At 49.0% G+C, this 22,559-nt stretch carries 26 protein-coding genes; 2 read left to right on the forward strand and 24 right to left on the reverse strand.

Annotated elements, in window-relative coordinates; all coding sequences use genetic code 11:
* Positions 1 to 10: 10 nt before the first annotated feature.
* The 19 genes from folD to D328_RS0117830 all read right to left on the reverse strand — a co-directional run bounded on the left by folD (position 11) and on the right by D328_RS0117830 (position 15,499).
* Positions 11 to 868 (reverse strand): bifunctional methylenetetrahydrofolate dehydrogenase/methenyltetrahydrofolate cyclohydrolase FolD, encoded by an 858-nt coding sequence (folD, locus tag D328_RS0117740; RefSeq protein ID WP_018886378.1) that lies wholly within the window; start codon positions 866 to 868, stop codon positions 11 to 13.
* A gap of 146 nt (positions 869 to 1,014) precedes the next feature.
* Entirely contained in the window at positions 1,015 to 1,467 is a 453-nt protein-coding gene (nusB, locus tag D328_RS0117745; RefSeq protein ID WP_018886379.1) for a transcription antitermination factor NusB, read from the reverse strand.
* 208 nt (positions 1,468 to 1,675) lie between these two features.
* Entirely contained in the window at positions 1,676 to 1,909 is a 234-nt protein-coding gene (locus D328_RS0117750) for a DUF2273 domain-containing protein (RefSeq protein ID WP_026281248.1), read from the reverse strand.
* Positions 1,910 to 1,923: 14 nt separating this feature from the next.
* Complete coding sequence (amaP, locus tag D328_RS0117755; RefSeq protein ID WP_018886381.1) at positions 1,924 to 2,466, reverse strand: alkaline shock response membrane anchor protein AmaP; 543 nt, start codon at positions 2,464 to 2,466, stop codon at positions 1,924 to 1,926.
* Between the two features lie 69 nt (positions 2,467 to 2,535).
* Positions 2,536 to 2,946: an Asp23/Gls24 family envelope stress response protein gene (locus D328_RS0117760; RefSeq protein ID WP_018886382.1), complete on the reverse strand. Its 411-nt coding sequence runs from the start codon at positions 2,944 to 2,946 to the stop codon at positions 2,536 to 2,538.
* A gap of 216 nt (positions 2,947 to 3,162) precedes the next feature.
* Positions 3,163 to 4,506: an acetyl-CoA carboxylase biotin carboxylase subunit gene (gene accC / locus D328_RS0117765; RefSeq protein ID WP_018886383.1), complete on the reverse strand. Its 1,344-nt coding sequence runs from the start codon at positions 4,504 to 4,506 to the stop codon at positions 3,163 to 3,165.
* A gap of 48 nt (positions 4,507 to 4,554) precedes the next feature.
* Complete coding sequence (gene accB, locus D328_RS0117770) at positions 4,555 to 5,034, reverse strand: acetyl-CoA carboxylase biotin carboxyl carrier protein (RefSeq protein ID WP_018886384.1); 480 nt, start codon at positions 5,032 to 5,034, stop codon at positions 4,555 to 4,557.
* Positions 5,035 to 5,289: 255 nt separating this feature from the next.
* On the reverse strand, positions 5,290 to 6,090 hold the full coding sequence (locus tag D328_RS0117775; RefSeq protein WP_018886385.1) for a SpoIIIAH-like family protein: 801 nt from the start codon (positions 6,088 to 6,090) through the stop codon (positions 5,290 to 5,292).
* 210 nt (positions 6,091 to 6,300) lie between these two features.
* Entirely contained in the window at positions 6,301 to 6,951 is a 651-nt protein-coding gene (spoIIIAG, locus tag D328_RS0117780) for a stage III sporulation protein AG (RefSeq protein WP_018886386.1), read from the reverse strand.
* A gap of 28 nt (positions 6,952 to 6,979) precedes the next feature.
* On the reverse strand, positions 6,980 to 7,891 hold the full coding sequence (spoIIIAF, locus tag D328_RS30365) for a stage III sporulation protein AF (RefSeq protein WP_018886387.1): 912 nt from the start codon (positions 7,889 to 7,891) through the stop codon (positions 6,980 to 6,982).
* A gap of 4 nt (positions 7,892 to 7,895) precedes the next feature.
* Positions 7,896 to 9,086 (reverse strand): stage III sporulation protein AE, encoded by a 1,191-nt coding sequence (spoIIIAE, locus tag D328_RS0117790; protein WP_018886388.1) that lies wholly within the window; start codon positions 9,084 to 9,086, stop codon positions 7,896 to 7,898.
* 27 nt (positions 9,087 to 9,113) lie between these two features.
* Entirely contained in the window at positions 9,114 to 9,503 is a 390-nt protein-coding gene (spoIIIAD, locus tag D328_RS0117795; protein WP_025681649.1) for a stage III sporulation protein AD, read from the reverse strand.
* A gap of 9 nt (positions 9,504 to 9,512) precedes the next feature.
* Positions 9,513 to 9,716, reverse strand: a complete 204-nt coding sequence (gene spoIIIAC / locus D328_RS0117800) for a stage III sporulation protein AC (protein WP_018886390.1) — start codon at positions 9,714 to 9,716, stop codon at positions 9,513 to 9,515.
* 137 nt (positions 9,717 to 9,853) lie between these two features.
* Positions 9,854 to 10,372 carry a stage III sporulation protein SpoIIIAB gene (spoIIIAB, locus tag D328_RS0117805; protein ID WP_018886391.1) on the reverse strand — a complete coding sequence of 173 codons (519 nt, stop codon included), beginning with the start codon at positions 10,370 to 10,372 and terminating at the stop codon, positions 9,854 to 9,856.
* Complete coding sequence (gene spoIIIAA, locus D328_RS0117810; RefSeq protein ID WP_154659178.1) at positions 10,365 to 11,354, reverse strand: stage III sporulation protein AA; 990 nt, start codon at positions 11,352 to 11,354, stop codon at positions 10,365 to 10,367. Before spoIIIAA ends, spoIIIAB begins: the two co-directional genes overlap by 8 nt.
* A gap of 233 nt (positions 11,355 to 11,587) precedes the next feature.
* Complete coding sequence (locus tag D328_RS0117815; RefSeq protein WP_018886393.1) at positions 11,588 to 12,841, reverse strand: aspartate kinase; 1,254 nt, start codon at positions 12,839 to 12,841, stop codon at positions 11,588 to 11,590.
* A 249-nt stretch (positions 12,842 to 13,090) separates the two neighbouring features.
* Entirely contained in the window at positions 13,091 to 13,648 is a 558-nt protein-coding gene (gene efp, locus D328_RS0117820) for an elongation factor P (RefSeq protein WP_018886394.1), read from the reverse strand.
* A 72-nt stretch (positions 13,649 to 13,720) separates the two neighbouring features.
* Entirely contained in the window at positions 13,721 to 14,791 is a 1,071-nt protein-coding gene (locus D328_RS0117825; protein ID WP_026281249.1) for a M24 family metallopeptidase, read from the reverse strand.
* Between the two features lie 153 nt (positions 14,792 to 14,944).
* A complete protein-coding gene (locus tag D328_RS0117830; RefSeq protein ID WP_018886396.1) occupies positions 14,945 to 15,499 on the reverse strand; it encodes a YqhR family membrane protein in 555 nt (184 codons plus the stop codon).
* Positions 15,500 to 15,689: 190 nt separating this feature from the next.
* Between D328_RS0117830 and D328_RS0117835 the strand changes: the two genes are divergently transcribed.
* Both D328_RS0117835 and D328_RS0117840 read left to right on the forward strand, forming a co-directional pair.
* A complete protein-coding gene (locus tag D328_RS0117835; protein ID WP_018886397.1) occupies positions 15,690 to 16,682 on the forward strand; it encodes a DUF1385 domain-containing protein in 993 nt (330 codons plus the stop codon).
* Between the two features lie 4 nt (positions 16,683 to 16,686).
* Positions 16,687 to 17,016, forward strand: a complete 330-nt coding sequence (locus D328_RS0117840) for a hypothetical protein (protein ID WP_407667802.1) — start codon at positions 16,687 to 16,689, stop codon at positions 17,014 to 17,016.
* Positions 17,017 to 17,262: 246 nt separating this feature from the next.
* Here D328_RS0117840 and D328_RS0117845 read toward each other — a convergent pair whose 3' ends face one another.
* The 5 genes from D328_RS0117845 to murB form a co-directional block, all read right to left on the reverse strand.
* Positions 17,263 to 18,252 (reverse strand): patatin-like phospholipase family protein, encoded by a 990-nt coding sequence (locus D328_RS0117845; RefSeq protein ID WP_018886399.1) that lies wholly within the window; start codon positions 18,250 to 18,252, stop codon positions 17,263 to 17,265.
* 108 nt (positions 18,253 to 18,360) lie between these two features.
* Positions 18,361 to 18,879 carry an RDD family protein gene (locus D328_RS29370; protein ID WP_018886400.1) on the reverse strand — a complete coding sequence of 173 codons (519 nt, stop codon included), beginning with the start codon at positions 18,877 to 18,879 and terminating at the stop codon, positions 18,361 to 18,363.
* Between the two features lie 315 nt (positions 18,880 to 19,194).
* Complete coding sequence (locus D328_RS0117855) at positions 19,195 to 20,679, reverse strand: DHA2 family efflux MFS transporter permease subunit (RefSeq protein ID WP_051091166.1); 1,485 nt, start codon at positions 20,677 to 20,679, stop codon at positions 19,195 to 19,197.
* A gap of 108 nt (positions 20,680 to 20,787) precedes the next feature.
* Positions 20,788 to 21,372, reverse strand: coding sequence for a TetR/AcrR family transcriptional regulator (locus D328_RS0117860; protein WP_018886402.1), 585 nt, complete (start codon positions 21,370 to 21,372; stop codon positions 20,788 to 20,790).
* Positions 21,373 to 21,536: 164 nt separating this feature from the next.
* On the reverse strand, positions 21,537 to 22,448 hold the full coding sequence (murB, locus tag D328_RS0117865; protein WP_018886403.1) for a UDP-N-acetylmuramate dehydrogenase: 912 nt from the start codon (positions 22,446 to 22,448) through the stop codon (positions 21,537 to 21,539).
* Positions 22,449 to 22,559 lie beyond the last annotated feature (111 nt).

The following is a 22,559-nucleotide window of genomic DNA, read 5'->3' on the forward strand; positions in this document are numbered from 1 at the left end:
AGTCAGCTCCTTACTTCAGGCCGCTTGCACGGCGAGCCGCAATCAGAGTGTTCTGCATTAGCATGGTAATCGTCATAGGACCTACTCCACCTGGTACTGGGGTAATTGGACCAGATACCTCTTGTACGCTCTCGAAGTCTACATCGCCAGCAAGTTTGCCATTATCCAGGCGATTCACGCCCACATCAATGACAACCGCACCGGGCTTCACGAAGCTCGCATCGACAAATTTAGGACGACCGATCGCAACGACGAGAATATCCGCTTGCTTGCAAAGTTCCTTCATATTAGCTGTGCGGGAATGGCACATCGTAACAGTGGCATTCTCACGCTGGAGCAGCAGGGATACTGGCTTACCTACGATATTACTGCGTCCGATGACAACTGCATGCTTGCCAGCGCAATCAATACCTGCACGTTTGATCAGCTCAATGACCCCCGCCGGTGTACACGGCAACAGACTATCATCCCCAATGACCAGATTCCCGACATTAATTGGGTGGAAGCCGTCGACGTCCTTTTCCACAGCGATTGCATTAATGACCGCCTTCTCATCCATATGGGCAGGCAGCGGCAGCTGCACGAGAATCCCATGAACTTCCTGTTTGGCATTCAGCTCAGCGACCAGTGACAATAAATCCTCCTGGCTTGTCTCAGCTGGAAGACGATGAACCTCCGAATGATATCCCAGATCCAGACAAGTCTTCTCCTTGCTACGGACATAGACCTGAGATGCAGGGTCTTCTCCGACGAGCACTACAGCCAACCCCGGTTGCACGCCCTGCTCCTTCAGCTTTGCTGTTTCTTTGGCGATATCGCCAAGAATCTCCTGAGATACTTGTTTGCCATTAATAATCGGTGCTGCCATGGTGTACACTCTCCCTCGCAAGATATCATCTGATTGTAAATAGGATACTCTTGAATGCTTGAATGCCAGTTTACTCGTACCCAGATCAATGCATGTAGCTCTATGTGTCTACCTTGTACCTTGATTGCGTGATAACCATGCAACCATTAAGATCTTCTGCTCTTAAGCTGCTCCAGCTCTTGAATAATACGACCCAGGACTCCATTAACGAACTTTCCGGATTCCTCCGTGCCGAAATGCTTAGACAGTTCAATGGCCTCATTGACCGCTACTTTGGCAGGCACATCATCCATAAAGACCATCTCATAAGCCGCCAATCTGAGAATCTGGCGATCTACACGAGACAGACGGCTAACCTGCCAGCCCTTCAGGTATTCGGCCAACAGCTCATCAAGCGCCTTACGGTGCTCCCATGCGCCTTCGACCAGCTTCTGTACATAATCACGCAGCTTCGCTGTATCGCTTAGAACCACCTCGGACTCATTGTCCGCTGCAGCTTCCTGTAGTAGCATCTCGATGGCCTCTGCGGCGCTTACTTCGTTCATTTCCATATGGTACATGCTCTGTACCGTCAATTCCCTTGCCAAACGTCTCTTCATACATTGCCTCCTGAGCATCTGCTCTTGCATTGATATCTTGTCAACCTCTTGTGAAGCATAGTTACACATTTAGTATGTTCCAACTCACATGCCTGCTCCCATGATACCAAGCATGCTATACAAAAAAACCTGTAATAGCTCTCTCCATGGTTCAAGGGGTACAACGTAGCTGCGGCTCAAGCCTTCTGGAGAAAGCGTATTACAGGTCTCATTTGAACGGACGCCATCGGTCATTCAGCCATTCACCAATCGCTCTCCACGGTATGAGAGAGCCCAGATTGGTATCGCTTCGTCTGCCTAGCGTAAATCCTATGAACACCAATAGTACAAAGAACAGCATATCCCAAAAACCAAACCATAAATAAATAAAGCCGAAAAAAATTCCTGCTACAACGCCTATGATTCGGCCCTTGTATTGATCCCATACTTCCTTCCACTGTATCAGGGAGATCACCTCTATTCCACCCGGCTCTTGAAGCTTGGAGAAGCTGTGACATTAGCTATGTAGACAGACACACTAGATACGGGAATACCAGTAATCTCTTCTACATGGTCATGTACACCCTTCTGGATATCCGACGTCAATGCCGGAATAGACATGTCACCATCCACTACTGCACGCAATGTAATATCCAGACCAGATTCAACCACCCTGATGCGCGTCTTGAGATCACTTACCCCACGATGCTTCGCAGCTGCCTTCAGACACAGATTCTCAATCGTGTCCATAGAGATCTGGATATCTCCATGCTCTGTACGCTGATCGATCGAAGGGGTAGAGGACTTGTCTCGACGAATGGAGATGTAAAAGAAGCGAAGACTGATCAGCAGCAACACGCCTGCAATGACATACCCTACAATCTGGAGGTTGTACTCATCTATATAGCCTAGACTAAAGCCGATATTCGTTCCGCTTAGGAGGAAGATGGCTGCAATAGATATTACCCCGATGCTCAAGCTGTAGATGAACAGCAGGAGCCTGTCAATAATTTTAGCCACAAGAGCACAGCCTCCTTAAAATTAGAGTAAACCCTCGACCCATAGGTCGGGGGTTTTCAGTGACAATGCTTATTTGACCCGTCCAGTCAGATCAGTCTCTTCCACTTTCTCTACAGCCGATTTGAATTGAACGTCATGGATATGCACGTTGACCTCCACTACGTTCAATCCTGTCATGGTCTCAATCGAACGCTTGACGTTATGTTGAATCTGAGCAGCAACTTCTGGCAAACGGTTCCCGTATTCGATAATAACGGAGACGTCCACGGCTGCCTCACGCTGACCCACTTCCACTTTAACACCCTTGGACAGATTCTTCCGTCCCAGAAGCTCTGCGAATCCGCCTGCGAGTCCGCCACTCATCCCTGCTACACCTTTAACTTCTACCGTTGCCAGTCCTGCGATCACCTCAATGACCTCAGGGGCAATCTGAATCTCGCCAATCTCAGTACGTTCAAATTCAGTTGGCACAGTGCTCATTCGCTCAACACACCTTTCGGGAACATAAGTTCATCGTTCATGCGACGCATGTACTTATTATTCATACTATATCATTTGGTAAACATTATGACAAACCTTCGCACACAAGCAATCCCTGACTGCTTGCAGAGGCATAATACCGCCAAATTGCCAGCAAATTTTTTACAAATGTAGCTTTGCCAGCTATTCAGCGGATACTAGTTGGCGCGACGCAGCTTAGACCTCATTTTCCTCTAGGAATTTGATATCGAAGTCGCCCTTTTCAAAGGTTGGATGCTGTAATAAACGCTGATGGAACGAAATAGTCGTCGGTACACCTTCAATGATGAACTCGGACAAGGCCCGCTTCATCTTGGCTATAGCTTCATCTCTTGTGCTTCCCCATACGATCAGCTTCGCAATCATGGAATCATAGTAAGGAGGAATGCTATAGCCCGGATATGCCCCACTATCTACCCGTACACCTGGACCACCCGGTGCGAGGTAAAAGTTAACTTTACCAGGAGCCGGCATGAAGTTACGATCCGGGTCCTCCGCATTAATGCGGCATTCAATGGACCAGCCGTTCATAACGACATCCTCCTGACGGAAGGAGAGGACATTGCCTTCAGCGACCGCAATCATTTCCTTGATCAGATCGACACCAGTAATCATCTCCGTAACTGGATGCTCTACCTGGATGCGTGTATTCATTTCCATGAAGTAGAAGTTATTATCCGGACCGAGCAAGAATTCAAGTGTCCCTGCACCAGAGTAGTTAACAGCCTTGGCTGCACGAACAGCAGCCTCACCCATGCGTGCACGAGTCTCCTCATCTAGTACCGGACAAGGGGCTTCCTCAATCAGCTTTTGACGGCGACGCTGGATGGAGCAATCACGCTCTCCCAGATGTGCGACATTACCATGCTTGTCAGCGATAATCTGGATTTCGACGTGCTTCATGCCAGTCAGGAATTTCTCAAGATACACACCTGCGTTCCCGAAGGCCTTCTGGGCCTCTTGCTGAGCAGTCGTGATCTGCTGTATGAGCATTTCCTCATTATCAGCAATCCGGATCCCCTTACCGCCGCCACCTGCTGTAGCCTTGATAATAACTGGATAACCAATATCCTTTGCGATCATAATCGCTTCATTCATATCCTCTACCAAGCCATCAGAGCCAGGTATAACGGGTACCCCAGCGTCCTTCATGGTCTGCTTGGCTACCGCCTTATCCCCCATGCGAGTAATCGCGTCTGGAGATGGACCGATAAATGTAATATTGCAGGATTGGCAGATCTCAGCGAAATCCGCATTCTCGGCCAAAAATCCATAGCCTGGATGGATCGCGTCACATTCTGTCAATGTAGCCACACTCATCAGGTTGGTAAAATTCAAATAGCTGTCCTTGGACAAAACAGGTCCAATACAATAAGCTTCATCTGCGAGTCTGACATGCAGTGAATCCTTATCGGCTTCGGAATATACAGCTACTGTAGAAATGTTCATTTCGCGGCACGCACGAATAATGCGAACCGCGATCTCACCGCGGTTCGCTATCAGTATTTTATGAAAAGTCATGATATTTCCTCCTTAGAGCATTGATATCTCTCTGCCCGTTACAGACGCTTACTCAGGCTTGACCAGGAACAACGGCTGACCGTACTCTACCAGTTGACCGTTCTCCACCAGAATCTCAACGATCTCGCCCTTCACTTCAGCCTCGAGCTCGTTCATCAGCTTCATGGCCTCGATAATGCATACTGTAGTCTTCTCATTCACTTTGTCACCAGCACTCACGTAAGGAGCTGCTTCAGGGGAAGCAGAGCGGTAGAAGGTACCGACCATTGGCGATACGATCTTATGTAGGTTATCGTTCGACTCAGCTGCCGGGATAGAAGCACCAGTGGCTTGAGCAGGAGCCTGCTGCACAGGTGCTGCAGTCTGAACATAAGGTATAGCTGCAGGTGGAGCTTGCACAGTCACAACCTCGGAACGGCCAGGCTTGCGAATCGACAGACGTGTTCCTTCATTCTCAATCTCAAGCTCTTGCACAGAAGTCTCGTCAACCAGCTTGATCAACTCTTTAATCTCATTCAAATTAAACATATCAATTAATCACTCCTTCAGCATTCTGCTGGCTCTGTCACAGTCTTGTCCATTATGGCGTTATCCATATTGGAGCCATGCAACTGTGTCCCGGATCAACACCGGTATGTACAAATGGAGAACGGCCAATGACCGCTCATCGCGTAATGGTTGCCAGTATAACACGATAGCTTTATGTATTATATCACAATAGTTCAAAATGGAAAGAGCCCGGGGAAGAACCCGCCCCGGGCACCTCAATGGAGGCTGATCTGGTTACTCGGCCACATACTGTACACTGATTTTGTCCTGTGTTACATTCAATTCCTTCATCACCCGATCCACAATACCTACAGCCTGCTTCGCATCCATCTTGTCACTCAGGACAACGACCTTGTACTTGTCATTATCTTCCTCCCGTATGACAGCGCTGGCATATTGCTGCTGCAGTTCCTCTTCGATACCAGTAATCTTGGCTTGCTTATCCTCCAGAGCCTGAAGCTCACGTTGTGCTGCGGCTGCATCCTCTGAAGCCTTGTCATTCATTGCCGCTGTCAGTTCTTCATGCTTCTTCTGGTTATTCACATCTCGCTCAAGCAGGTAATCGTCAATGACAGCTGCGGCCGTCGGCTTGGCGTTCTGATCAGCTGCTACTTCTTTCAGCACCTGGTCATCTGTCTTGGCTGTCGCTTGCGGCTGCTCTGTTGTAGCGGTACTCTGCGGCGTAGTCTCCTTATCTGTTGTCGTTGTCTTATCTGGCGCGGTTGGATCCTGAGTCCCAGCCGTGCTTGGCGATTCGCCTGCTCCCTGAACTTCTGCTCCTGTTGTGCCATCAGCCTGAGTGGTAGGTGTAATTCCGTCCGTTACGACTTCATTGATAACAAGCCCATCCGGAGTGGATGTATCACCAGTTGTTGTCTCTTGTGCAGCCGAAGCATTCAGATCCGTCACCTGCTCGCTATCAGCCACGGGAGGGTTGTCAGGGGCAGGGCTTTCTGTAAAGAGATAATACGCAGAGAGCACCACCATGAGACTGAGCATGGACACCAACCATATTGTTTGTCTTTTATTATTCATTCCTTACTTCCTCCTGTCCTTGATTCGTTATCGATTCCAGTATTTCTAGAGCATTTTAGGTGTAATTGGCTTCCTTTACCGGACTTCTAATCACACCACATGACACAAAACTGTGCCTGCATGAACCACATGTCTTCTTAATCCCTAACATTCGTCAATCCTATTCAAGAAAAGTGCTCTTATCGATAGCCTATAGATCACCATGTTTGGTCAAGAACCTGGCTCCCCCTGCTTGCGAGGCACTACGGAGATTTTGTAAGTCGGTACGTTCAGTCCCTTTTGTACCGCATCCGTAATCAGTTGCTTGACGATCCGGTTCTCGGCTCCCTTCGCCACCACCAGAACGCCGCGCACCTGCGGCTTGATCTTCTTCGTAATGATCGGGGTATTCCCCCCTGTGCCTTCATAGGTCACGATCTCACCGTCTCTTGTGTACTGCGTCATATGTCGCTTGCCACCATTCGAATCCGTCTCCTCTGTCTGCTGCTGTGAATCCTTGACATTGCGCTGAACCACTAGCTCCTCAGTGGAGTCGACAGTGACCATGACATCTACGGCCCCTACACCTACAATCTGCTCCAACATGGACTTCATGTTATCTTCGAATGTCTTCTCCATCGCAGCGAAGGGATTCTCCTCCGTCACGGAAGGCTCCATCACCGCAGCAGACCCTGTCTGATTTGGGGGCTCACGGCCTACATTCTCCAGATCAATCGTCTTGACATTTACGAAGGAATAGAACAGCATGATCGCGACCCCGACCAGCCCCAGGATGAGCAGCCAGCGAAACGTGCTGGAGCGCTTGGCTCCGCCAGGCCCATCCCCAATCCATCGCTGCAGCCAATTCTGCCATTTCCCCACCTTCTTCACCTCCCGATTCGATCTACTGCTAGAGCTGTGATCCGCCTTGAATTTGTACCATCCCGCGCTTCAGTCCCCAGGTCCGTTCCAGCCAATCCGCGAGCCCCTTGAGGTCCTCATCATCTGAGGTAGCTGGAGTGGATTCCATCTTTTCTTGACGCCTATCCATTTGTACTCCCCTAGCATCCGAAGACTGGGCACCTGATGTGGTACTCTCCTGTGCTTGATCAGAGCCAATGGTCGAAGTGCTCACCTCAATCTTGATCTTCTCCACCGGAGCAATGGCGATGGCCGTATCCTCCTCGTTTGGGGCTAGGGATTCCGTCCCTCCTGCAAATACACTTGCATTGGGGGGTACACCAGAACCGTGCCAATTGGTCTCACTTGCAACGTTTGTGCCGGCATCAGAACTCACAGCTTGGGTGCCTTGTTTATCCAGGCTCCCCCTGGGTGCGCCGACTGATGATGTGTGATCCATTCGTACACGTACAGCGGTAATCTCCGTCCCGGTCCGAACGCCCGTCGCCTTGTCCTGCACTGGGGTGAAGGCTACCTCGACCGCTTGCACCCGCTGACCTGTGTGCTCCTCCACCTGCTCCTTCATCATGGCTGCGACCTGCTTGCCTGCCCAATCGAGCGCCTCCTTTTCCTGTGTCTGATACAGCTTCTCCCCCTCTGCTAGAATCTGCTCCAGCGAAGGCTGTGCACCTTGTTGGCGTTGCCCCCTGTCCAGCTGTGCACTTAGAACCTGCTTCAATTCCTGGGCACCCCGGAACTGTAGTAATTCAACAATCGGCGACAGCAGTGTGAATAAAATGAGCAAGCTAAGCACCAGCTTCACATAGCGCTCCATGGATCGGCTCGGCAGAATCAGATCTACAAAGGTAGCCAGCAACACAATCAGGATCACATGCTTCAACCATTCGCCGAGCCAGGACATCGCTTCACCTCATCATGACCGTCAGATTGCCTGCGGTCAGCATTATCGTAATGGCCAAAAAGCACATCAGACCTACGGCAGCTACAGCTGCGAATACGTGCATCATGCCTTTTCCAATAGACTGCAGACAGCTTACGATCGGGGTATTTCCGAGTGGCTGCATAATGGCCGCCGTAACACTGTAGATCAAGGCCAGCGTCAGAATCTTGATTGCCGGAAAGGCACACAGGAAGAGGATAATAATAACGCCCGCAAGGCCGATAGCATTCTTGACCAGCAGCGAAGCTGTAATTACGGTGTCTGTTGCATCTGCCAGAGCCTTACCGACCACAGGCACGAAGCTGCCAGTGATGAACTTGGCTGTACGCAATGTCATCCCATCCGTTACAGATGAGGTCCAGCCCTGCACAGAGATTACTCCAAGAAAGATGGTCAGCAGACCGCCGAGTAGACCAGCCCCGATCGTTCTCAGTAGACTCGCCAGCTGTGTCAGCTTGTACTTGTCTGTCAAGGAGCTAACCAGATACAACAAGGCCGAGAAAAAGAATAGCGGAAAAACAATCATATGAATGACATTGGCAATCGTATGGATCATGAACACAATCAACGGGTGCGTTACAGATACGGTTATGACATTGCCCATAGATGCCAACAGTGTGAATAACAATGGTAGCATGGCCAGCATAAAATCAGTCATCATGTCAATCGCTGATTTCGCATATTGAATGGCCACTGTGAAGCTGTTAATGGCAATGATCACAATGACCATATAGCATAGAGAGTAAGCTATTTTACTGACCTGATTTCGTTCGAACGCCGTCTGTAGTGTCTCAAGTACCATGCTCATAATACTGAGCATCACGATCGTAACTAGAAGCTTCGCATTCACCGCGATTTCTTGCCACAGAAATGCTCCTAGCGCTGACAGTGCACCCTCCAGCGTGAACTTCTCCTTGCCAGGCAACAGCATATCCATGAAGGAAGGCGTATGCTGCTGGGGGAAAAACCCTCCATACTGCTTCATGAGCTGGTCCCAGTATCGCTCGACCTCATCCTTGGGCAGGCTCTCTGCCTGGCTTCTGACCCATTCGTTCACAGCCGAATCCGCAGGACTGGCCTCCAGCACTGCCCCGGACCACAGCGACAGTAAGAAGACGCAGATGATCACCCGTACTCCTACAGCAGCGTATCTCACAATCAGCTCTCCCTTGGGTGCAGACAATCACACCGGCATAAGCTTCAGAATCGTCTCGATGATGATTCCGATGATCGGCAAGGCAAGCACCATAATCAACACTTTCCCCGCCAGCTCAATCTTCGAGGCAATGCTGTCCTGTCCCGCATCCCTCACAATCTGGGCACCAAATTCTGCTATATAAGCAATACCTATAATCTTTAAGACAGTCTTGAAATAGATCATGTCCATGCCTGAGGAGCGAGCCAATCGCTCCAGCATGGCAATCACGCTACCGATCTTCCCGATCAGCATGAGAAATATCAAGATTCCGGTCGCGGTGGCTATCAGAAATGCGAACATCGGTTTTTGCTCTTTAATTGTTAGAATGAGTACCGTAGCGATCAGTCCGAAGCCGACAACCTGAATGATTTCCACAGGCTTCACCTACTGAAACAAAAATATGGATTTAATCTCTTGCAGCAGCTCATCAAGCAGTCGGACCACCATAAACAGAACAACCACGAACCCGATTACAGTGACCCAATGAGCCATATCTTCCTTGCCCATCTGCTTGAGCACGGTATGGATCATCGCAATGATGATCCCGATTCCCGCGATTTGGAATATTGCGTTAACCTCCAGATTCATTCGAGCACCTCGCTAATACCAGCATTTTGCATCCTGGGAATAGTCCTGCTATCAGGTACAATATATAGGCGAACATACACGTTTCGATATATATTGAGGGATTGACGATCGCTTGATCTGTGAAGATGCAAAATACTCTAATACATCAAAATGACGATTAATGCTCCGATCAGCAGCCCCATATTTCTGCTCAGCTTCTCATACTTCATCTGCTCACTTTGCGCCGTCGCCTCCTCATGCTTGAGCTGCTGCACAGCTAAGGTGATATGTCTTAGTTGATCCTCTCGGTCACTAAGACCCAGGCTATAAGCGAGCTGCAGCATCGTATCGCGCTCTGGGTTCTTCATGCTGGTGCTTCCCCAGCTCTTGTGAATCGCCTGATGCAGACTGTCTCTGGCCGTCAGCCCTGAGGCGGGCTGCATGGCTTCTGCGGCCTGTTCGAAGAGCTCTCGCAAGGGCTTGCTCATCGGCATGGCGGCCTTCTTCAGCGCTTCCGGTAGAGGAGTAAGGCCATAACTAATCTCAGTGACCAGACGCTGTAGTCCGAGGATCATCTCCCGGATCTGTCTGGGCCGCTCAGCAAAATGCCTTGCCCGGTGCCAACCAGCGACCGTTGCCGCAAGCATGATCAGGATCGCTCCCAGCAGCTTACCCATACCCTCGGCCTCCTGACGGTGATTCAGCGATCGTCATCATTCGCTGCTTGGCATCCGCTATACGGAAGGACACTCCCCGGCTCGTCCGCTCAAGCTGGACATACATCTGAAATATCTGCTGAGTCGTCACGCTGGCAAGCCCTGGCCTTGCAGCTACCTCGGCTAGATCCCTACCGTGAACTGAGGCAATGACACTGATCCCTGCATAGAGCGCTTCACGTACAGCATCTGCATCCTCAGGACGACCGATCTCATCTACGATCAGCACGTCAGGAGACATGGAGCGAATCATCATCATCATGCCTTCTGCCTTGGGACATCCATCCAGCACATCCGTTCGGGGCCCGACATCGAATCCAGGAAGTCCCTTGTAGCTGCCTGCAATCTCGGATCGTTCGTCAATGATGCCTACCTTCATTCCCATAGGCACCCCTCCCTTACGGCTCTTCCAGCCTTGACTCAGCTGTCTTGCGAGATCACGCAGCAGTGTTGTCTTTCCTTGCTGTGGAGGCGAGATGATTAATGTATGCAGGACTCGCTTCGTCTTGGTATCGAGCAGGTACGGAAGGATTCTGTCGGCTACGCCCGGAACAGCACGTGCAATACGGATGTTAAAGCTATTGATATCTCGCAGATGTTCGACACGACCTCCACCTAGTACAGTCCTTCCAGCCAGCCCGACCCGGTGACCGCCAGGAAGTGTAATGAATCCTTTTCGCAGCTCCTCCTCCAGCGTATAGAGAGAATGGTTGCTGATCAGATCCAGTAGCCTGTGTGTATCCTCCCGTCCTGGCTTGTACGCCTCCGGTTCCTCGTGTGTTATTCGGCCATCCTCCGTAACAAAATAATGCTCACTCCCTGCATTTATTTCCAGTGGCCTCTGTTCCCTCACCCTGACTTCCTCCAGACGCTCAAAGAGCGTCGCTGGAAGCTTTCTCAGCATCATGTTCAGAGGCTCCGGGATAAAATCGAGCCATTGCATTACCATCTTGCTTCCTCCTAACCCAGTCTGCTCTAGCTGACTTCTATCTCTTAAGACAAGTCTATGCTTGGACGAAGCGATTATGACAGGATTCAAAAGAGAGAATATAAGTGCACGTAAAAAAACAACGGTAGCTCTGAATTGAATCAAAGCTACCGTTGCATAAGCACGAGATCATACCTTCTGGGGCATACTCCCAATCTCGTAAAATATTCAATTATCGTTGTAATCTACTATCTGCGTTCTTGTGGTCCGCCTACGCTAACTTGCTCTTCGGTATCGAGATTGTATGCTGTATGAAGCGCTCTGATCGCATCATGCAGCTTCTCTCCATCAATGACACAAGACACCTTGATCTCCGAAGTACTGACCATCTTAATGCTGACACCAAGCTTCGACAATACTTCGAACATACTAGCTGCTACACCAGGATGGCTTACCATGCCAGCACCTACGATAGAGATCTTCACAAGCCCGTCCTCCGTTGTCACCTCACGGTACGGTACCTCTTGACGAATACCTTCCAGAACCTTGACAGCTGCAGCCTGATCGGACAGTGCCACTGTGAAGGAGAAGTCTGCTTTCCCTTCCATTACACCGCTTTGGACAATGATATCCACGTCGATCTTGGCATCCGCCAGCGCTCCGAATACTTGAGCCAGCACACCAGGCACATCCACTACTCCCAGGATGCTGATGCGCGCTACATTTTTATCATATGCAATGCCGCTAACCACTACACCTTGCTCCATGACTGCTTCCTCCTTCACAACCGTTCCTTCATTATAATTGAAACTGGACCGCACTATCAGCGGTACCTTGCTGTGCTTGGCATATTCCACAGCACGAGGATGCAGGACTGCTGCTCCGAGGTGGGCCAGTTCAAGCATTTCATCATAAGAGATTTCCTGCAGCTTGCGCGCAACCTTTACGATCCGCGGATCTGTCGAATAGATGCCGTCTACATCTGTATAGATTTCACACGCGTCTGCCTTGATGGCACCGGCCAACGCAACGGCTGTCGTATCTGATCCGCCCCGTCCCAAGGTGGTAATCTCGCCACTCTCGGACTGACCCTGGAATCCAGCCACGATGACAATCTTGCCTGCTGCCAGCGCTTCAAGTACACGTGCTGGCTTAATATCCAGAATGCGCGCACGCCCATGCTCGGATTCAGTTACAAATCCAGCCTGCCAGCCAGTGAATGAGATCGCTTCTCTGCCCAACTGATGCAGGGCCATTGACAACATGGCAATGGAGATCTGTTCCCCGGTCGTCATCAGCATATCCATCTCTCTTGCAGGAGGATTCTCATTGAGCAGCTTGGCTTGATCGATGAGATCATCCGTCGTATCACCCATAGCAGACACAACCACTACGCACTTGTGCCCTTCATCTTGTTTTTCCGCAATGCGTTTGGCAACACGCTTCATTCGCTCCGTATCTCCTACAGAGCTGCCTCCAAACTTCATAACATACAAAGACAAAGCTATTTCACTCCCTCAAACTACACATTATGCAGTGTTTTCCAAGCTGTACCCCGAGCGAATAGACATCCACGGGCATAACTTTAATACAGTATAATACGAAAGTATTACCGTGTTCCATTGTTTTTTTACAGAAGTGTTTATCCGTATCATATTATCCATGAGGGTCATACATCTCTGTTCAAATAGGCCGAAAAGCTTATACTAAAAAACCTGCCTTGAAGAAGGCAGGTCTAGAGTAATAATCAACTATGCACGGGAGATGTATTTTCCGTCACGAGTATCAACGAGCAGAACATCGTCCTGGTTAATGAACAGTGGAACCTGTACATTCAGACCAGTTTCAACCTTAGCATTCTTGGTTGCACCAGTAGCTGTATTTCCTTTGATACCTGGCTCAGTCTCAACTACCTTCAGCTCCACGCTGGTAGGCAGGTTGATCCCGAGGATTTCGCCCTGGTAGCTGACAATATGAACGTTCATGTTTTCTTTGAGGAAGTTCAATTCCCATTCCAGCTGCTTGCTGTCCAGTGTGAATTGATCGTAAGTCTCGTTGTCCATGAAGGTATGCTCGTCTGCACTTGCATACAGATAGGATACACCACGATTCTCGATTTGAGCACGTCCGATTGTCTCACCTGCACGGAACGTACGCTCTACTGTATTACCATTACGCAGATTCTTCAGCTTGGAGCGGACAAAAGCTGCGCCTTTACCTGGCTTTACGTGTTGGAAATCCAGCACGGTAAAAATGTCGCCGTCTACCTCTACGGTAAGACCTGTCTTAAAATCGTTAACGTTAATCACTAAAATACCCCTCCTAAGGTGTCCATCAATACCCTCTGCACCACTTTATGTTGCTGAGGTTCACTGCCATATTTACACAATGGTAAATTCCTTGCTTGAGCTGGTCAATATGCGAATACCATTATCGGTAATGACAATGTCATCTTCAATCCGCACACCACCGAGTCCTGGCAAATAAATGCCTGGCTCCACTGTTACCACCATGCCTGGCTTTAATACATCATCACTCAGCTTGGACAGACGTGGGGATTCATGTACCTCCATACCCAAGCCATGTCCGGTACTATGTCCGAAATATTCCCCGTATCCATGTCTCGTAATGACATCACGGGCCAGAGCATCCGCTTCACGCCCTGTCATGCCTGCACGGATATGCTCCAGCGTGTGAAGCTGTGCCTCCAGCACGACATCATAGATCTCCCGCAGCTTAGGCGCAAGCTCACCTGTTGCCACTGTACGAGTCAGGTCAGAGCAATAGCCGTCCAGCAGCGCCCCGAAATCGAAGGTAATCAGCTCATTCTTCTGCACTGCCTTGCTGCTCGCTACGCCGTGGGGCAATGCCGAGCGCTCGCCTGAAGCAACAATGGTGTCGAAGGAGGAGGAAGTAGCCCCACGGCTTCTCATGAAGAATTCCATCTCGAGATCGAGCTCACGCTCCGTAATTCCCGGCTTGATCTTGGGAAGAATATGAGCAAATGCAGCATCAGCTAGATCAGCAGCACGCTGCATCAATTCAATCTCATTCGCATCCTTGTACAGACGCAATCCCTCGACCAGGCCCGATACCGGAACAAGCTCGATTGTCGCCAGCTTCTCGCCATATGCAGTGTAGCTGCTATAGCTTACGTGCTCCTGCTCGAATCCCAGCTTGGTAATACTACGTGCTGTAAGCAGCTCTCTTACCGTATCCATGACCTGCGGTGCATGCTCAACCACCTGAAAATCAGGGGCTTGTGCAGGAGCCTGTGTCATATAGCGGAAATCAGTAAGCAAAATACTGTCATGCTCCGTAACCAGCACATAGCCTGCTGATCCGGTAAAGCCGGTCAAATAGCGACGGTTCACAGGGCTTGCAACTAGCATAGCCTGTACATTTCGTTCACTCATAGCGTGACGAAGCTGATTCACACGATTGTTCATGATCGGTCAATCCTCTCTTTTCGGTCTTGCAAGACTTACAGATTCCCCAAATTACCAAAAGCTATTTTACCACACGATGCGTATGCTTGAGAAGTTTTTGTTCGTGCTACCGCTCGCTTCCTTTATACATACATCCTAGACAAGCTTTTCATCCCATCATTCAGAGCTTGTTGGTTTGTCCGTATCACGTACTCGATCATCTGTGAACTCCACTGAAATGGTGTAGCCAATGAATAATCCCCAGATTAACATTAGGCAAAAATCTGTAAATATCGAATCCCAGTTGGAGCGGTTAACGGGCGACATCATACCAAGCTTGGGTCCAGCCAGCACAAACAGGATTGCCCACCATACCACACCGTAAATCATGCCTGGATACGGCCCTTTCAAAGTCTTGATCGTTAGTGCATACAGGAGAGAGGCCAGCACCGAGAAGGCGATGAAGAACAACAGCCCCGTAATCTGTCCAGCGCCGCTGACAATAAAGGAGTGGCGAAAAAAAGGCTCAGCCAGAAACCCTGGCTCCACATGCGTAAAATGCATGTAGTGGCTTAACCAGCGTACACAACCCCAGATGACCCCGGCGAAAAAGCCCGTCAGCATGGAGAAGCTAACGACCGAGGTTTTTCCTTCCGACACCTGATTGGCAATACCCATGCGCCGCTTATTTCCATTATGCTGCCTGCTTCCGATCTGCTGTCTATGCTCCATTAGTTACCGTACCTCCTGAATTGTAGCGACATCGTTTTTTGTAGTATGTTCATCGGCTAGAAATGTTATTGAAAATTCGATACAATAAATGCAGACACAGCATTTTTACACACTGCTGATCGTAAGATAATCATTTCATAATCAGATAGGGAACGCTGTTAACAGCATCCCGGAATGGAAGGTGAACCGTTTGTCTCAGACATCCAAACCCGCCATCTACGGTGGTCAGGCGGTGATTGAAGGTGTGATGTTCGGCGGCAAGCGTGTCAACGTCACAGCCGTACGCCGCAAAAATGGCGAGATCACATATCTAGAGGTACCGCGTAAAGAGCAGCCCTTGCTGAACAAGCTTCGCAAGATTCCACTATTGCGTGGGATTGTCAGCATCATAGATTCCAGTGCCAAAGGAACACGACATCTGAATTACTCAGCAGACGCCTATGCAGATGATGAGCTTGATCCAGAGGAGCGCGCGGAGCAAAAAGCTAAAGAAGAATCCAAGTGGAGCCTGAGCATGATTATCGGAGTGGCTGCCGTCGGCATTCTATCTTTTCTATTTGGTAAAATTGTACTGACGCTCGTCCCAGTCATGGTTGAGGAATTTCTCTTCGGCAACCTGTTCACAAGCCAGGTGCTTCATAACATGTTGGAAGGTGTCATTAAGCTGATCTTGCTGCTCGCTTATCTGTGGGGAATTTCTCAGACTCCGATGATTAAGAGACTGTTCCAATATCACGGTGCAGAGCATAAAGTAATAAGTGCCTATGAAGCTGGCGAGGAGCTTACACCTGAGAAGGTGCAGAAGTACAGTCGACTTCACTATCGCTGCGGCAGTAGCTTCATTATGTTGACGGTCATTATCGGTGTTATTGTGTATTCCTTGTTCCCTTATGACAACATCTGGGAGCGGATGGGTCAGCGAATATTGCTGCTCCCGCTGGTGCTTGGTCTGTCCTTCGAGCTGCTGAGAATTACGAATGCTCTTAGAGACATTCCTGTGCTTCGTTATTTGGGATATCCCGGCCTGTGGCTGCAGCTGCTCACTACCAAGGAGCCTAGCAATGATCAGGTTGAGGTATCCATCGCTTCCTTCAAGCGTATGCTTGCCTTGGATGCGGAGCTTGAGAAGAATCCTGTGCAAGAACAGTGGAGTAGCTCATCTCTCGATCCTGTGAAAGGGTGAATCAATGATGATCAGACATGCGGTGATCTTCTATGTAAGTATTGCACTGGCAGCCTGGGGGATTGCAGACGTCCTGATTCGGGGTGATTTTGGTTCATTAATGATGCTAATGATTCCAATCGCCATTTTTGGTGTCGTATTTCTGCTGTATAAGTTCCCTCCAGGCAGTCGTAGACGTAAGAAGATGCCCAAGGTGAAGCCGTCCGCACGTACCATGGCTAAGGTAGCGAGCAGTCGCAAGGCTCAACCATCGAAGAAGCGCAAGGAATATCCTTTCTACGTCATTGAAGGCCAAAAAGGCAAAGAAGACGAGGACATCCCTAAATATCACTAGCATTCATACAAAACGGTCAAAGCCAGGCACTCTTAGAGTGCTGAGCTTTGACCGTTTTTTGTTAAATCATCGAATTTATATGGTTTCTGCGAAGCTGAACAATTCGATATTCGATGATCCAAGCAAAAGTTCAGCTAAACGCGGTCTGGCTTTTGTCCGTCGATAGACGTTTTTCTCATGCCTATAATGATGGCTATGCTTTAGCCGCCTCTATCACAATAGTAATTGTTATCGCGATGGCTATGGCTATTTCATTGCGAAAGCCGAGTCCTTCAGTCTTTGGAACTTCTTGAACTGCGTCTGGTAAGCGGCGACGCTCCAATTGCGGAAGAAATCATTGCCTGCGTGCAGGCCTGATGCGTACAGCTGCTCTCCCTGCTCAGGTGATAGATTGAACTGCGTCGTGCGCACACCCAAGGCAGGAATCTTGATCGTACGGTAGCGATTCTCCTGCTCGATATATCGCTCATCGTGTGCAGACAGCATCGTGTCCACAATCGCCTGTAGCATACTGAGTGGTCCACGAATGAAGGCAGTCTTGGTCTCGTTTTTCCCCACAATCTGAAAGCCTACTGTAGGTATATCCTCTGCTCGTTTCCCCTTCGCCGCTCGCTCCTGATCGAATAGCCACAGCGGCAGGTTGCTGAGAATGGCACCATCGACCACATAGACGAATTGATTAGAGAACTCCTGCCCTTTGGCCAGCTTCGTATTGAGCCGGATCATAACCGGATCGAAGAAATACGGAATACTTGTGCTCATCCGGATGGCCTTCGCTACCTCAAACGAATGCGGCTCTAGCCCAAAGCGATTCACATCATCAGGGAGTACTAGGATGCGTCCATTGGTAATATCGGATGCAATGACCCGCAGCTTGCCTGGTGGAAGATCTCCAAAGGTTCGAATGCCTTTAGCTCTAAGTAACTCACGGACCCAATGCTCTAGTGCCTCTCCAGAGTACAATCCCTTTTTCAACCAGATTCGCGCAGCGGGACCAACCCATTTTACATTGAACAAGGGAGAACGGTGCAGCAAGCTAACGAATGGCGTCTCCAGAATCAGCTCCTTCATTTCCTCTCCGGTGTACCCAGCGGCAATGAGGGCAGCGACAATCGCACCAGAGGAGGTACCGGCCAATCGATTGAATACAACTCCGTTCTGCTCAGCTGCCCGAACTGCACCAGCCAGCGAAATCCCTTTCATCCCTCCGCCTTGAAATACACCATTAATAAGCATGACAAATAACCCCCGTTCCCGTTGTGATACATGTATATGGGAACAGGGGTTGTTTATATGCGAATCATTTATATGCGTAATTATTAGTGCAATGGCGCAAGTATAACATTAGAAGCGACTAGGGTACTTGTGGAGATCAATACTCCCCGGGGTATCCATGTAGCTTACATCTGCTCTTACAACGATCGTGCCTGCAATCATATCATGGAGTGAACGCTTATCTTGCCTGAATATAACCATGAAGAGGCTAACAATATAACCAATACCAAATGTAAACACATATGCAATTCCCGCTACGAGCACCCGTAATAGCATGTTACCAATGTTAGGCGACTCAAGTGTCGTGTACTTGGCAATTCTAATACCACAGATGCGTTTTCCAATCGTTCTGCCATTCCAAAAAACAGGGAGCAACAAGGCATACAGGAAATACACCAGATTTACTATATTTTTAATAGTTTCATCTCTTCCACTGCTTTCCTCTATGACTGTTCCGGTGTATCCTTCCACAAATCCATTCATGAATCCGCCAAAAAAGCCCAGACCAAAGGACAAGGGAAGTACGATTATCAACATATCCAGAGCAAATGCCCCTAATCGTATCCAAAATCCAGCTTCTCTTTTCATCTCTATTAATCCTCCCCAATCTTTTCATCAAGTTCCACACTCAGGAAGCTGGAATCTGACCATCTCAATGTAGCCACTACGCCCAAGCAAGTCAAGGAATTTATTGTAAAATGAGCTTTGGAACTCATAAATCGCCTCAATCATTCAAAATCAGATATGTACAACGCACGTTATTGGCATCATGGATTGAGTTATTACTAGCCAAGTGTACACATAAAAAAACTGCGCTTCGCTGTAGGCAATACCTACACACGAAACGCAGTTCATTAGTTCTAACTTTTAGTATAGATCCACATGATTTTGATTACAAAAATCTTAATGCATAGGACCTTGCTGACCTTGTCCAGTCACCTTCACACGCTTGATGAAGAAAGCAACGATCAGACCGAGCACAGCAAGCAGAAGCGCGAACAAGAAGGCACTTTGAGCACCTGCTGTATAGGCCAGTTGTTCGGTTGCCATAGCAGGATCCGTTACACTATTCAAATAACGAGTCTGCCCTGCCGCCAGAATACTCACGGCCAGCGCTGTTCCGATCGCTCCAGCTACCTGCTGCAACGTGTTCATAATCGCTGTACCATGTGGGTAATATTCAATTGGCAATTGATTCAGACCATTCGTCTGAGCTGGCATCATAACCATCGAGATCCCGATCATCAGGAAGATGTGCAGTGCTACAATCAATCCGAATGGGGTTGTGTTATCAATACCCGACAATACGAACAGGACAATAGAAATTACAGCCATCCCGATAATAACAAGCCAACGTGGGCCGAATTTGTCAAACAATCTTCCCATAAATGGAGAGAGGAATCCATTCAGCAGACTTCCTGGTAGCATCACAAGACCGGCCGCGAGAGCTGTAGCCTGAAGTCCCTGTTGCAGGAACATCGGCAAGATCAGCATGGTGGACAGCATCATCATCATACAAATGAAAATCAGCACCAGACCAATTGTGAACATCGGATATTTGAAGGCGCGCAAATCCATCAACGGTTGTGGCATGCGAAGCTGACGAATCGCGAACCAGAGCAGCGAGATACCACCGATCACAATTGCTGCAATGACATTCGGACTTGTCCAGCCCGCAGCCCCATCACCGTGGCCGCCTGCACTACTGAAGCCATACACAATTCCACCAAAGCCCAGTGTAGACAGAACTAAGGAAAGCACATCAATCTTTGGCTTGGTCAACGTCGAGATATTCGGCATGAACAGCAGACCGAACAGCAGGGAAATAACAAAGAACGGCAGAGAAATCCAGAAAATCCAATGCCAGCTAAGATTCGCAAGAATAAGACCAGATACGGTAGGACCACTAGCTGGCGCGAACATAATCACGAGACCAATCAGCCCCATGGCGGCTCCCCTTTTCTCAATCGGGAAGATCACCAGAATCGTATTGAACAGCAGCGGTAGCAACAATGCTGTACCAGTCGCCTGCAGTACGCGTGCCACCATCAGCACTTCAAAGCTTGGGGCTATAGCAGCAACTATGGTGCCTGCAATAGAAAATATCAATGATGTCGTGAATAGCTGTCTGGTTGAGAACCATTGCAGCAATAGTCCAGATGTAGGAACCAGTATCCCCATGACCAGCAGATACCCTGTGGTCAGCCATTGAATAGTAGTAGGACCTACCTCAAGCAGCCTCATGAGTGGAGTCATGGCTACATTTAGCGCCGTCTCACTGAACAGTCCCATAAATCCACTGAGCAGCATGGCGAATAAAATGGGCAATACCTTATATTGTTTGTTATCTTTCTCTTGTTGTTGATCTTTAGTAAGATCGGCATTCATGGTCGCTTCCACGATCCATCCTCCTCTATCCAATGATAAGTCAAACCAAATAAATTACGCTTTAAGTTCAACCTATCTCTCTGTAAATATTCTGTGTAATGCCAAAAACTAAGCCTCTTGCTCAGGAGTCCTTGCCACTTTAACCAAGAATTCGGCCGCCGTGAGTAGCGGTGTCTTGTCCTGGCGAGTCAAGCTAATAATCAGGGCTCCCTCCATGAGGGAAATAATAAGCAAGGCAATCTCCTCAGCTTGTTGATCAGAGAAGCCGTCTTTGTGCAGACTTTCAGAAATAATCTCTTGCCAATCCACAAATACAGCCTGGGATGCCTCACGCAGGCGTGGGCTGACGCAGGCCGTCTCAACAGCGGCCCACAGGCTGAAGGGCATGAACCCGGTATAGCCGTTGCTCTCCGCTTCATCCGCCATGGAACGAATAAAAGCCTGAATCGCATCGGCAGTATTGTCGTACTTTGCAAAAAACTCCTCAAACCGGTTCTTTATGTGTAGATTGGTCTGATGAATGCATTCATGAGCTAGCTCTTCCTTGCCCTGAGGGAAATAATGATATAGGGAACCCTTTGGCGCCTGGCTTTCCTTCAGAATCTGGTTCAGACCTGTAGCATGATAGCCTTGTGAGAAGAATAATCTTGCGGCTGTATCAATGATTAAGTCCTTCGAGCTATTTTTTTTCACACACACACTCACACCCTTAAAATTTAATATAACAATCGGTCTACATAACTATATCATGACAAGCGGCTAAAAAGTCAAGGAAAAAGAAGGAACCGCCATACGACGAATCGTATAGCGGCTCTGAATCTTGCCACTGTAGGCAGCTGCAGAAGCAGCTATGCGCTCTATTCCCCGATGATAATTACCTCGGTCTCCAGCTCAACCTGGAATTTCTCACGGACACGCTGCTGCACCAAAGCGATCAGATCAATATAATCTTGGGCGGTAGCATGGTCCACGTTCACAATGAAGCCTGAATGCTTCGTAGACACCTCTGCACCACCAATTCGGGTTCCCTGAAGGTCACAATCCTGAATCAGCTTACCTGCAAAATATCCTGGCGGGCGCTTGAACACACTTCCGCATGACGGGTATTCCAACGGCTGCTTCGATTCTCTCGCCAGAGTTAGCTCCTCCATCTTGGCACGAATGAGCGCCGGGTCCCCAGGAGTCAACTGAAATGTCACGTCGACAATAATGTCTCTTGTCTGCATGAACCTGCTATGACGATAAGCCAGCTCCATTTTATCCTTGCTCATTACCACGATCTCACCTTGCTCAGTCACGATGGTAGCACTGATGACTACGTCCGTCATCTCCCCTCCGTAAGCACCCGCATTCATGTATAGAGCCCCACCGGTAGAGCCGGGGATACCACAGGCAAATTCCAGTCCCGTCAAGCTTGCTCGTAGCGCGGACCGCGAGACTTCAATAATAGAGGAGCCTGCCTGTGCCTTCAAAATGCCTTCATGGATATCAATTCCATTCAAATGCTGCAGAGACATGGTCACACCACGAATGCCGCCGTCTCTGACAATCATATTGGAGCCATAACCAAGGATCGTCAGCGGAATGTCATGTGCCTTCGTCCGCTGAACAATGGTTGCGACCTCCTCCACCGCGGTGGGGAACATCAGCAGATCCGCTGCACCGCCTAGGCGGGTATATGTATGCTTCGAGATAGGCTCTGCGTATTTTGTGTGTGCCTCAGGAAAATCACTAAATACTTTTTTGCATAAATCTTGATAGGAATTCATCATTTCAACCACCTTGTTAAGTTCGCATGGAACATTATATCATACGCCGCATTCTCATCCTATGCACAAAGTAATACATTTGAACGTTTGCCAAAAAAACAAATTCCTGAC

Origin of the sequence: Paenibacillus massiliensis 2301065 = DSM 16942 (genome assembly GCF_000377505.1) — a bacterium.
Taxonomy (GTDB): Bacteria; Bacillota; Bacilli; order Paenibacillales; family Paenibacillaceae; genus Paenibacillus; species Paenibacillus massiliensis.

Excerpts from the sequence above, each read along its gene's own strand:
- folD (WP_018886378.1), bottom strand. The coding sequence starts at position 868 with ATGGCAGCACCGATTATTAATGGCAAACAAGTATCTCAGGAGATTCTT.
- nusB (WP_018886379.1), bottom strand. The coding sequence starts at position 1,467 with ATGAAGAGACGTTTGGCAAGGGAATTGACGGTACAGAGCATGTACCAT.
- D328_RS0117760 (WP_018886382.1), bottom strand. The coding sequence starts at position 2,946 with ATGAGCACTGTGCCAACTGAATTTGAACGTACTGAGATTGGCGAGATT.
- accC (WP_018886383.1), bottom strand. The coding sequence starts at position 4,506 with ATGACTTTTCATAAAATACTGATAGCGAACCGCGGTGAGATCGCGGTT.
- accB (WP_018886384.1), bottom strand. The coding sequence starts at position 5,034 with ATGTTTAATTTGAATGAGATTAAAGAGTTGATCAAGCTGGTTGACGAG.
- D328_RS0117775 (WP_018886385.1), bottom strand. The coding sequence starts at position 6,090 with ATGAATAATAAAAGACAAACAATATGGTTGGTGTCCATGCTCAGTCTC.
- spoIIIAF (WP_018886387.1), bottom strand. The coding sequence starts at position 7,891 with ATGTCCTGGCTCGGCGAATGGTTGAAGCATGTGATCCTGATTGTGTTG.
- spoIIIAC (WP_018886390.1), bottom strand. The coding sequence starts at position 9,716 with ATGAATCTGGAGGTTAACGCAATATTCCAAATCGCGGGAATCGGGATC.
- spoIIIAB (WP_018886391.1), bottom strand. The coding sequence starts at position 10,372 with ATGGGTAAGCTGCTGGGAGCGATCCTGATCATGCTTGCGGCAACGGTC.
- spoIIIAA (WP_154659178.1), bottom strand. The coding sequence starts at position 11,354 with ATGCAATGGCTCGATTTTATCCCGGAGCCTCTGAACATGATGCTGAGA.
- D328_RS0117830 (WP_018886396.1), bottom strand. The coding sequence starts at position 15,499 with ATGGAGCATAGACAGCAGATCGGAAGCAGGCAGCATAATGGAAATAAG.
- D328_RS0117840 (WP_407667802.1), top strand. The coding sequence starts at position 16,687 with ATGATGATCAGACATGCGGTGATCTTCTATGTAAGTATTGCACTGGCA.
- D328_RS0117845 (WP_018886399.1), bottom strand. The coding sequence starts at position 18,252 with ATGCTTATTAATGGTGTATTTCAAGGCGGAGGGATGAAAGGGATTTCG.
- D328_RS29370 (WP_018886400.1), bottom strand. The coding sequence starts at position 18,879 with ATGAAAAGAGAAGCTGGATTTTGGATACGATTAGGGGCATTTGCTCTG.
- D328_RS0117855 (WP_051091166.1), bottom strand. The coding sequence starts at position 20,679 with ATGAATGCCGATCTTACTAAAGATCAACAACAAGAGAAAGATAACAAA.
- murB (WP_018886403.1), bottom strand. The coding sequence starts at position 22,448 with ATGAATTCCTATCAAGATTTATGCAAAAAAGTATTTAGTGATTTTCCT.